This is a genomic window from Faecalibacter macacae, from assembly GCF_003687725.1.
Classification (GTDB): Bacteria; Bacteroidota; Bacteroidia; order Flavobacteriales; family Weeksellaceae; genus Empedobacter; species Empedobacter macacae.
In genome coordinates, this window is sequence record NZ_RDOJ01000017.1 from 55,443 (window position 1) to 66,844 (window position 11,402).

Below are 11,402 nucleotides of genomic sequence, written 5' to 3' on the forward strand. Positions count from 1 at the left end.
CTTCAATGATTATAGAGAAAATTGCTGAATCAAGATTTAACGATTCAGTATTTGAGTCTAAAGTTTTTGGTAAAAACTTTACTGACCACATGCTTGTGGCAACATATAAAGATGGACAATGGAGCGAACCTAAAATTATGCCTTACGGGCCTTTAGAATTTACTCCTGCTGCAATGGCGTTCCACTACGGACAAGCAATTTTCGAGGGAATGAAAGCTTACAAAAATGAAAATGATGAAGTTTTTATTTTCCGTCCAGAAAAAAACTTTGAACGTTTTAATTTATCTGCAGAGCGTTTAAATATGCCAACTATTCCAGAAGAAATCTTCATGGATGGTATCAAAACAATCGTAGATTTAGATCGTCAATGGGTTCCAAAAAATTACGGAACTTCATTATACATTCGTCCTACAATGTTCGCTACAGAAGAAGCTGTTTCTGCAAGAGCTTCTAACGAATACATGTTCGTAGTTTTATTAGCTTATGCTCCTAACTACTACGATAAACCTTTATCAGTAAAAATTGCTGATTACTTTAGCCGTTCGGCTCAAGGTGGTGTTGGTTTCGCTAAGTGTGCAGGAAATTACGCTGCATCTTTTTACCCTGCTACGCAAGCACAAAAAGAAGGTTATGACCAAGTGATTTGGACAGATTCTATCGAGCACAAATACATTGAAGAAGCTGGTACAATGAACGTAATGGTACGTATCGGTGACAAATTATTAACTGCTCCTACTTCAGAAAGAATCTTAAATGGTGTAACTCGTGATTCTATCTTAACATTAGCTAAAGATGCAGGTTTAGATGTAGAAGTTCGTCCAATTTCTGTTCAAGAAATGTACGACGCTCACAAAGAAGGTCAATTAAAAGAAGTCTTCGGATGTGGTACAGCTGTTGTTATTAATGCATATAATGCAGTTGGATTTGGAGAAGAAAGAGCTGAAATTGAATTATTATCAGAAACAGAATCTTTCGCTTCTATTTTAAAGAATAAATTAAAAGACATTCAGTACGGATTAATTGAAGATCCTTACGGATGGAGAATCAAAATCGAAGAAAGTGTAACAGCTTAATTTTCGAAAAGATTTAACAATATAATAAGCTGACATTTTAGATGTCAGCTTTTTTTGGCACAATTTTTATTATTATGTTATACAAAGTACTATCTTTATACTTATGAATGTAATTCAAAAATTTTTAGTGATTTGCTCAGGTAGCAGCACAGAAATATTAAAGAAAACTCCAACTGATGTTAACAAACATGTAGGGATTGGTGGTGTTATTCTTTTTACAGGTATTTTAGCCGCATTATCTTCTGGATATGCGCTGTATACCATTTTTGATAATATGTATGCTGCCGTTGGTTTTGGAGCATTATGGGGTTTAATGATTTTTAATTTAGACCGATATATCGTAACCTCAATGAAAAAACAAGGGAATTGGTTTCGTCAATTTTTTATTGCATTACCACGTATTGCCGTTGCTATTTTATTAGGAATTGTCATTTCAAAACCTTTAGAATTAAAAATTTTCGAAAAAGAAATCAATAAGCAATTAAACGTAATCGTCAACCGAAACAAAGCAGAATTACAAAAAAGCATAGATGCCAGATATGTTGATTTAGCAAAACCTGTTGATGAAGAACGAAAGAAAATTTACGCGCAAATTGATACACTCCGTAATCAATACAATTTAGCTTCTGCCGAATTAGAAAAAGAAGTTGTTGGTACACAAACTGAAACTACAACTGGACGCGAAGGTTACGGTCCAAATGCAAAACGTAAGGCTGAATTAAAAGAGCAAAAATTTGCAGAAATGCAACAATATGCTGACCAAATGAAACCTCGTTTAGATGAACTGAATAAAGAAATAGATAAATTAATCGCTCAAAAGGAAAAAGAATTGACAGATGCAAAACCAACAGAAGAAAACTACAATGGTTTTGCTGCTCGAATGCAGGCCTTGAACGAATTAAGTGCGAATAATCCAATTCTTGGTACAGCTGCTATTTTTATCGCTCTGGTTTTTATTTCATTAGAAACTGCTCCGGTTTTAGTCAAATTAATTGCACCAAAAGGACCTTATGATTTCTTGTTAGAAAAACACGAACATAGTTTTAAAATCTTTGCAAAAGAAAGCATCGAAATCATGGATATAAAATCAGATCGACGCATACAAAAAGAAATTAGTCAAATATAATTGATCAAATCAACGTTCAAATTGTTTATCTTTAAACAACTTGAACGTTTTTTTATGAATAGACGAGAATTACTAAAAACCATTGGACTTTCTTCCATTGCACTTCCTTTATTAAGTGCCACATCTGAATTTACAGCCAAAGCAATTCAGTCAACTGCACTTAACTTTAAATTTGGCGAATTAGAATTGTTTTTATTTTCTGATGGTGCAAATGTTTTAAAAGAACCTTTTCCTTTAATTGCTCCTAATAAAACGGAAAAAGATTATCTAAATGCACGCAAAGAATGTTATTTGGATCAGCCGATGGCATTTTCATTGAATATTTTATTGATAAAAAAAGATGAAAAATACATCCTATTTGACACTGGAAATGGTTTAGGAAAAAACGAAAATGTAGGAAAATTATTAGAACAAATGCAAGCTTCTAATATTCCGGCAAATTTAATAACTGATATCATTTTAACCCATGCGCATGGCGATCATATTGGGGGAATTCTTTTACCTGATGGAAATTTTGCTTTTAAAAATGCAAATTATTACATCGGTCAGAAAGAATTTGATTTTTGGATGAAGGAAAACAACGAATCAACAAAAAACATTCTGAATAAAATTCAAACCAAATTAACTTTCATTAAACAAAGTGATATTTTATTTGATTGCATTAAAGTTGAAGAAACTATTGGACATACACCAGGACATTTAGCTTTTGAAATTACGCAAAACGGCAAAATTTTAAAACATATTGCTGATGTTGTTCATTCGCCTATCTTGATTCGATATCCTGAATATGGAATTAAATATGACCGAGATTTCGAGACCGCTGTAACCACTCGAAAGAAAGTATTAGAAGAAGCGTATCAAAAACGACAATTGCTTGTAGCGATGCATTTACCTTGGCCAGGAATTGGATATATTGGTAAACGTGATAATAAATATGATTGGATTCCACTATCTTTTGCCTCAAATTTGAAACAAATAGAACTTTAAAATAAAAGCTTTTCGTAATTTTGCGACAAGAAAATAGATTATGTACAAAATTGAGATATACGGAGAAAGTAAAGAGGATCTTTTAATTGATTTAGAACAAATTGTTCAGCCAATTCAATCAATTGAAGGATATTCTTGGAAACTTCTTTGGATTGATGGTGAGAGTGAAACAGACGAATATTCTGTTTTCGAATTACAAGAGGTAATCGATCAACAAGATGGAATTATCGTTGACCATGATGCTTTAGTTAATTTAAGTCATAAAATGGAAACAGTTACTGAAGCTTTAATCATCGGAGATCGTAACGAAAAAAATCTTTATGTAAATATTGAAGATGAAAATTTATACGAAAACGAAGTTGTTTTAGAATTAGTAAAAGATTCGCATTGGCAAGTTATCGCAAAAGAACAAATCATCATTGATACATTTAAAGTTGAATTTCCGAACAGTGAAATTATTGACTAAAAATAAAAACCTCGAAGTGAACTTCGAGGTTTTCTTTTTTTAATACTTTCCTTTCAAAGCATTATATATTTGTAACGTTTCTTTCGCTTCTTTAACATCATGTACACGTAAAATTGTTGCACCTTTTTGTAAAGCAACCATGTTCAACGCAGTTGTGCCATTTAATGCGTCTTGCGGAGTTGAACCAAACATTTTATAAATCATCGATTTTCTCGAAATTCCGACCAATAATGGATAATCACCAAAACCTAAAACCTCCAAATTATTAAATAATTCATAATTATGTTCTAACGTTTTTGCAAAACCAAAACCAGGATCTAGAATTATATCATTCACACCCAATGCACGTAAAGCGGCTATTTTCTCTGAAAAATATTGATTAACCTCTAAAGTAACATCATCATACGTCGGGTTATCTTGCATCGTTTGTGGCGTTCCTTTCATGTGCATTAAAATATACGGAACTTTTAAATCACCAACAGTTGATAACATATTTTCGTCCAATTCAAATCCCGAAACATCATTAATAATTGAGGCTCCAACTTTAACCGCTTCTTTCGCTACATTACCACGGAACGTATCAACAGAAATAATTAATTCAGGATATTTTTCAATAATTTTTTCGATCACTGGCGCAGTACGATCAATTTCTTCTTGTTCAGAAACCACTTCTGCACCTGGTTTTGTTGAATATCCACCAATATCCAGAATATCAGCACCACCATTCAAATGTTTTTCAACTTTTTGAAAAATTAAATCCATCGAATGATTGCTGCCTCCATCATAAAAAGAATTTGGAGTTGTATTCAGAATTCCCATAATTTTAGGTTCTGATAAATCGATTAATCGACCATTACAATTAATTGTCATATCTTAGAAGTTGTATTCTTTAACGAATTCTATTTATTTTTGAATTCTATTACGAAATTATGAAAAATACGTCAAAACAATTCAATGAAATAATTGCCCAATGTAGGGATTTATATACTAAAAAATTACAAGATTACGGAGCAGCTTGGCGTGTATTGCGTTTACCGTCTTTAACAGATCAAATCTTTATTAAAGCGAGTCGCATTAGAACTTTGCAAGAATCTACTGAACGAATGGTAGATGAAGGTGAAGAAAGCGAGTTTATCGGAATTATTAATTATGCGATTATGGCTTTGGTTCAATTGGAATTGGGTTATGCAGATCAACCTGATTTATCACCAGAACAAGCGTCTGAATTTTATGATAAATATGCTACGATGGCGCACGACCTTATGATGAAAAAGAATCATGATTACGGTGAGGCTTGGCGCGATATGCGTGTAAGTTCTATTACAGATTTGATTTATCAAAAAGTATTACGCACAAAAAGTATCGAAGATAATAAAGGAGAAACAATCGTATCTGAAGGTTTAGATGCTAATTATTTAGATATGATCAACTATTCAATTTTCGCATTAATATTAATTAACGAACAAAAATAATCTATGAGGTATTTGGTTCATTTGTCTCGCATCATTGTTGGTGTATTATTTATCATTTCTGGTTTTGTAAAAGTTGTAGATCCAATCGGATTAAGCTTTAAACTAGAAGAATATTTTTCGCCAGGTGTGCTTAACATTCCATTTTTAATGGATTTGAGTTTACCATTGGCAACATTTTTTGCCGTATTCGAAATCTTTTTAGGAATTTTATTGTTGTTAGGTGTTTGGAAAAAATTTACAATTTATTCCCTTTTATTAACAATAATATTTTTTACGTTCCTAACCTTCTATTCAGCATACTTCAATAAAGTAACGGATTGTGGATGTTTTGGTGATGCCTTAAAATTAGAACCATGGACATCATTTTACAAAGATGTTGTATTATTAGTTTTAATCTTAATTTTACTAATTGGTCAAAAATTCATTCAACCACTATTTATCAAGCCTCTTAATATAGGTCTTGTAACATTAGGAACAATTGGATCTTTAATTTTAGCTTATATTGGAATTAATCATTTACCTGTAATCGATTTCAGAGCTTATGCTGTTGGAAAAGATCTGGTACATGGGATGAAATCTGCTGAAGAATTAGGTTTAAAACCGACAACGTATAAAACATTATTTACGTTAAAAAATAAGTTAGATGGATCTGAAATTATAGTTGATGATAAAAAATATATCAGTCAAAAATTATATCAAGATACATCCGTTTGGGAAATGTTAGTTGATAAAACACGTAACGAAATCGATCAGAAAGGTTACGAAGCGCCAATTCATGATTTCTATTTTGATTGCAATGGAGAAGATAAAACTTCATACTATTTACAACATCCAAAAGTTGTATTAATTGTTGTTCCTTTTGCTGAAAAAATCACAACTGAACAAACTAATAAAATCAACAGCTTAGCGAAAGAAGCAAAATCTAAAGGCTACGAATTTGTAACAGTTTCTAATAATCCTATTCAAAATTTAGAATCAGAATTATGCTTTATGGATCAAACAACCATGAAAACGATCATTCGTTCTAATCCTGGAATTGTTTTAATTTCAAATGGAATTGTTAAAGCAAAATTCCACGACAACGACTTTCCTACTGTTCAACAATTAGATCAAAAATTATAACAGATGATAAGTTATATCATCAATAAATTATTCTACGGTTTTCTGACACTTTTCGGAGTGGTAACCGTAGTTTTTCTTTTATTTACTGTACTTCCAGGAGATCCGGCACGTATGATGTTGGATCAAAAAGAAGATCCTGAACAATTGGCTCAAATTAGAAAAAATCTAGGTTTAGATCAACCCGTTTGGAAACAATATTTGTATTATTTAAACGATTTATCACCTATTTCTATTCATGATAATCATCCGAAAGAAGAAACATATACTTCTTTATCTTCTGGAAAATATGATTATTCAAAAATTGCAGATTTAGGCGATCAAACTTTAGTTGTTAAAAAACCTTTTCTTAGAAATTCGTTCCAAAAACAAGGAAAATCTGTCGCAACGATTATTGGCGAAACTTTACCTAATACAATAGTTTTAGCTGTTTCTGCTATTATTATTGCTACTGTAATTGGAGTTGCTTTAGGAATAGTTTCAGCTTTAGTAAAAGACAGTTGGATTGACCGAACATTGTTAGTTATTACAAGTTTTGGTATGAGTATTCCATCATTCTTTTCAGCTATTATTATTGCTTATATTTTTGCATTCTTATTGCACGAATTTACTTCATTGAACATGATTGGAAGTTTGTACGAAGTAGATGATTTAGGCGAAGGAAAACATTTAACGTTAAAAAATTTAATACTTCCTGCAATTACCTTAGGTTCTCGTCCATTGGCTGTTTTTACGCAGTTGACTCGAAATTCTTTATTAGAAGTTTTAAGTCAAGATTACATCCGTACCGCTTATGCAAAAGGTTTATCAAAGAAAACTGTAATCTTAAAACATGCTTTACGTAATGCGTTAAATCCTGTAGTAACTGCAATTTCTGGTTGGTTTGCATCCATGCTTGCAGGTGCCGTTTTTGTTGAATTTGTTTTCGGATGGAACGGATTAGGGAAAGAAATCGTAAATGCTTTAAACACTTTAGATCTACCTATTGTTATGGGAGCTGTATTAGTTATCGCAGTAATGTTTATCATCATTAATATTATTATCGATATTCTTTACGGTGTATTAGATCCAAGAGTTAGAATAAAATAACTAATTATAAACAAATAAAAAACATAAATATATGAGAGATAAAATTGTAGCTGGAAACTGGAAAATGAACTTGACATTTGAACAAGCATTACAATTAGCGAATGACATCAACACATGGGCTTCGGAAAACAAGCCAAATGCAAAAGTGATCATTGCTCCTACTTCTATTTATTTACAAGCAATTCAAGAAACTGTTGACGAAGAATTTGTACAAGTTGCTTCACAAGACGTTTCTAACACTGAAAAAGGTGCTTTTACAGGTGATATATCGGCTGAACAATTAGATAGTATCGGAATTAATTGCGCAATTGTTGGACATTCTGAAAGAAGAGAATATCAACAAGAAACTGATGCAGTTATTGCTCAGAAATTAGAACAACTTTTTAATAAAGATATTACGCCAATTTTATGTGTTGGTGAAAAATTAGAGGAACGCGAAGCTGATAAACATTTTGAGGTTGTAAAATCTCAAATTTTAAATGCTTTAAATCCTCAGAAAACTGAAAACTTATCAAAATTAGTTATTGCTTATGAACCAGTTTGGGCTATTGGAACAGGTGTAACAGCTTCTCCTGAGCAAGCTCAAGAAATTCATGCATTTATTCGTTCTGTTTTAAACGACGCTTACGGAGCTGATGTTGCTGAAGGAACTTCAATTCTTTACGGTGGAAGTGTTAATGCTGCAAATGCTGAAGAGTTATTCGCACAAGCTGATATTGATGGTGGATTAGTTGGTGGCGCTTCTTTAAAAGTTGAAGATTTTTCTAAAATTATTTCTGCTTTTTAATAGTAAAATTTATTGATTTTAGTGTTCGGTTTTAATAATTCTTCGACAGACTCAAAATCACTTATTCATCATCCGAATTTATTTCAGGATAACATGAAGAATTAAAACGACATATAAATCTATGACGTTTATAAATTAAATAGCATGAAGGATTAAAATGAATTAGTGAGCGAATGCGAATCATTTAATTCATTTCCGAAATGAGATTTAATTTTAGTCAAATAGATTTAAAGTCTTGATTTTTTTGATTCGTTTTTTCATCAAGGAAAAAATGAATACTAATCTTTTAAAAAAAATAACTTCATCCATTAATAATCTAGGATTAAGATATTTTAAACATATTTTAAGCTTGTTTTAAATTCCAAGTCGTAAATTTGCACTTGGCTTTTATAACAAGCTTTTTTTAATAAAATTGTATGACAAACTATATCGAATATAAATTTCAAGTTACAGAAACTGAACCATGGAACGAAATCATTATCGCTAACATCTCGGATTTACCTTTCGAGAGTTTTTTAGAAAACGAAAATGGTTTTGATGCTTATATTCCAGCAACTGACGAAAATGAAGCTGAAATTAAAGAAGTTTTAGAGACGTTAGATTACATCGAGTTTTCTTACAGTCGTACAGAAATCGAACAACAAAACTGGAATGCAACTTGGGAAGAAAACTTTACTCCGATTTTAGTTAACGATCAATGTTTAATTCGTGCAGAATTCCACGAAACAATTGAGAATATTCCTTACGAAATCATAATTCAACCAAAAATGTCTTTCGGTACTGGTCACCATTCAACTACGCACTTAATGGTTGAATACATTCTAGAAACTGAATTCGACGGAAAAGATATCTTAGATATGGGATGTGGAACTTCTATTCTTGCTATTTTAGGAATGAAGAAAAACGCTAACTATGCTGAATGTATCGACATCGACGAATGGGCGGTTGAAAATTCTATCGAAAACGGAAAACGTAATGGAGTTAGCTTAGATGCAAAAATGGGTGATAATTCTTTATTAGGAACTAAAACTTTTGATATCATTTTAGCAAACATCAACAAGAATATTTTAATGTCTCAAATTCCTTCTTATATCGAAGTGTTAAACGAAGGTGGAGATTTATTCTTAAGTGGATTAATGGAGCAAGATTACAACGATATTCACGCATTCTGTATCGAACATGGTTTAACTTTTGTATCTGTTAAACAACGTAACGAGTGGATTGCTTTACACTTTAAAAAATAAGATTATGATTAAATTTTCAACTAAACCTCAATGGGAAACTGAATACGATTCAGATGTTGAAGTTTTAGAACAAGAATCTAAAAAACATCAAATCATTGTATACAATGACGATGTAAACACTTTTGATTGGGTGATTGAATCGTTAATGGATGTTTGTGATCATACACCTGAACAAGCAGAACAATGTACAATCCTTATTCATTACAAAGGAAAATGCGATGTTTTAACAGGTGCTTATGAAGATTTAAAACCTCGATGTACAGAATTACTGAACAGAGGTATTAGCGCAGAAATTGTTTAATAGTTGCTTGACAACTGTTGATCTGAATAAAATTCATCTAAATCGTCTAATGAAATATCGTTAGACGATTTTTTTATTTCCTCTTCTACAAAATAAGATTTATATAAAGATTCATAAACATCATTTTCTAACTTTTGATCCACTTTAGGCGAAACATTTGTATCAACAACTAAAGTTGTTTTATCTTCTGTAGAATTAAACTGCGTATAACCAACAACAAATAAAATTAAACAAGCAGCAACAGAAGATACAGCAATCCATAATTGTCGTACTTTTCCTTGTTTTTGTTTACCTGCTGAATTTAAAATATTCGCTTCTAATTCCGAAAAATAATCCGTCGGTACATCAAAAGCAGAAATATCCTCAAATCGCTTTGTTTCGTTTAAAATTGACTCTTCTAAACTTGCAAAGTAATCTGTTGGCACTTTAAATTCTTTCTTATTATTTAATTCAGTTTTTTTCATTCTATCTATTAGACAATAGTAATATACAAAGGTTTAATCAGACTCTTTAATAAATTGCTCTATTTTTTTAACAGCATGATGATAACTCGCTTTCAGTCCACCAACAGAAGTATCTAAAATAGAAGAAATTTCTTCATATTTCATTTCATCATAATATTTCAACATAAAAATCACACGCTGCTTTTCTGGTAATTGAGCAATTGCTTTTTGTAATTTTAAATCAATTTCTTCTCCCGAGTAATACTGATCATCTTCTAACTGATCTACTACACCTAATGTATAATCTTCAGCCGATTGATGTATTTCCTTTGCTCGCTTCTGAATAAAATTTATAGATTCATTATATGCAATTCTATAAATCCATGACGATAATTTTGCTTCACTTCTAAAATCCTTCAAATGCTGAAAAATCTTAATAAAAATATTTTGAGTCACATCATCAGCATCTTCATGAATCAATACCATGCGTCGAACTTGCCAATACACCTTCTGATGATAGCTTCCTACAAGTAACTTAAACCCTTTATCAATCTGTTGACTTACTATTAAATCAATAATTTCTTGATCTTTATCCAACCAAAATATTTTAAACATCAAACATAGTTAAACGTCAATTGATAAACCAAATTTTAACAAATTTTATGACAGAATATTTTAGGGCGTTCCCTCGCTTATATAGTTAAAATCTTTAGTAGATACTAAAGTAAGCAAAGAAAATTTCACTAAATCGATTATTTTCCATCGCTCGGTTGGGCTATCCGTTCCAATCTTTGCTTTTACATAAATTTATCAAGCAAAATTATCATCTATTGGCATCATATTGTCATTCCGAAGAATTGAGGAATCTTAGAGCAAAGGATTTCCACTGCTATCCCTAACGCAATTCGCGTTATGCGTTATGCGTTTTATATTATGCGTTATGCAAAAATAACAAGCCTTGTCACTTCGAGCTTGTCGAGAAGTCTATTTATTTTATAAACTACTGTATTAGATTCGAATATTTTTAAAACAAACAACTCAATCTTCCTTATATATCCTTATTAAAAATCTTAACCTCTTCGTCATTTCGAGTGTTTAAAATGATTGATTTTAAATTTATAGAGAAGTTAGACGATAAATCATTGTCAAGCTGAATTTATTTCAGCTTCACATGGCACTTTTACTACTTTTCACATAAAACGTATAACTTACAACGTAATACGTACCATCCAAAAACAAAAAATCCCCAATCAAATAAATGATTGAGGATTCTTCTTAAAGACTGGCGGCGACCT

General features: G+C 31.4%; 13 protein-coding genes. 10 read left to right on the forward strand and 3 right to left on the reverse strand.

All coding sequences use genetic code 11. The features are described from left to right. Positions 1-5 precede the first annotated feature (5 nt). From EAH69_RS11370 to EAH69_RS11385, 4 genes are all read left to right on the forward strand, one after another. Complete coding sequence (locus EAH69_RS11370; protein WP_121935329.1) at positions 6-1,073, forward strand: branched-chain amino acid aminotransferase; 1,068 nt, start codon at positions 6-8, stop codon at positions 1,071-1,073. A gap of 103 nt (positions 1,074-1,176) precedes the next feature. Next, a complete protein-coding gene (locus tag EAH69_RS11375; RefSeq protein ID WP_121935330.1) occupies positions 1,177-2,199 on the forward strand; it encodes a DUF4407 domain-containing protein in 1,023 nt (340 codons plus the stop codon). A 54-nt stretch (positions 2,200-2,253) separates the two neighbouring features. Next, positions 2,254-3,186 (forward strand): MBL fold metallo-hydrolase, encoded by a 933-nt coding sequence (locus EAH69_RS11380; RefSeq protein WP_121935331.1) that lies wholly within the window; start codon positions 2,254-2,256, stop codon positions 3,184-3,186. A 40-nt stretch (positions 3,187-3,226) separates the two neighbouring features. Next, positions 3,227-3,652 carry a hypothetical protein gene (locus tag EAH69_RS11385; protein ID WP_121935332.1) on the forward strand — a complete coding sequence of 142 codons (426 nt, stop codon included), beginning with the start codon at positions 3,227-3,229 and terminating at the stop codon, positions 3,650-3,652. A 39-nt stretch (positions 3,653-3,691) separates the two neighbouring features. On the opposite strand, the gene folP is transcribed toward EAH69_RS11385, so the two are convergent. Further along, a complete protein-coding gene (folP, locus tag EAH69_RS11390) occupies positions 3,692-4,522 on the reverse strand; it encodes a dihydropteroate synthase (RefSeq protein ID WP_121935333.1) in 831 nt (276 codons plus the stop codon). A gap of 59 nt (positions 4,523-4,581) precedes the next feature. Here folP and EAH69_RS11395 point away from each other — a divergent pair, with 59 nt between their 5' ends. The 6 genes from EAH69_RS11395 (at position 4,582) to EAH69_RS11420 (ending at position 9,664) form a co-directional block, all read left to right on the forward strand. Further along, on the forward strand, positions 4,582-5,124 hold the full coding sequence (locus tag EAH69_RS11395; RefSeq protein WP_121935334.1) for a DUF1599 domain-containing protein: 543 nt from the start codon (positions 4,582-4,584) through the stop codon (positions 5,122-5,124). Between the two features lie 3 nt (positions 5,125-5,127). Continuing rightward, positions 5,128-6,246, forward strand: coding sequence for a BT_3928 family protein (locus EAH69_RS11400; RefSeq protein WP_121935335.1), 1,119 nt, complete (start codon positions 5,128-5,130; stop codon positions 6,244-6,246). 3 nt (positions 6,247-6,249) lie between these two features. Next, entirely contained in the window at positions 6,250-7,332 is a 1,083-nt protein-coding gene (locus tag EAH69_RS11405) for an ABC transporter permease (RefSeq protein ID WP_121935336.1), read from the forward strand. Positions 7,333-7,363: 31 nt separating this feature from the next. Continuing rightward, positions 7,364-8,119: a triose-phosphate isomerase gene (gene tpiA, locus EAH69_RS11410; protein WP_121935337.1), complete on the forward strand. Its 756-nt coding sequence runs from the start codon at positions 7,364-7,366 to the stop codon at positions 8,117-8,119. A 416-nt stretch (positions 8,120-8,535) separates the two neighbouring features. Then, complete coding sequence (gene prmA / locus EAH69_RS11415) at positions 8,536-9,363, forward strand: 50S ribosomal protein L11 methyltransferase (RefSeq protein WP_121935338.1); 828 nt, start codon at positions 8,536-8,538, stop codon at positions 9,361-9,363. Between the two features lie 4 nt (positions 9,364-9,367). Beyond that, positions 9,368-9,664: an ATP-dependent Clp protease adaptor ClpS gene (locus EAH69_RS11420; protein WP_121935341.1), complete on the forward strand. Its 297-nt coding sequence runs from the start codon at positions 9,368-9,370 to the stop codon at positions 9,662-9,664. On the opposite strand, the gene EAH69_RS11425 is transcribed toward EAH69_RS11420, so the two are convergent. Continuing rightward, positions 9,661-10,128: a hypothetical protein gene (locus EAH69_RS11425; RefSeq protein WP_121935339.1), complete on the reverse strand. Its 468-nt coding sequence runs from the start codon at positions 10,126-10,128 to the stop codon at positions 9,661-9,663. The genes EAH69_RS11420 and EAH69_RS11425 overlap by 4 nt on opposite strands. Positions 10,129-10,161: 33 nt before the next feature. Then, positions 10,162-10,722, reverse strand: coding sequence for an RNA polymerase sigma factor (locus EAH69_RS11430; protein WP_121935340.1), 561 nt, complete (start codon positions 10,720-10,722; stop codon positions 10,162-10,164). Between the last annotated feature and the right edge of the window lie 680 nt (positions 10,723-11,402).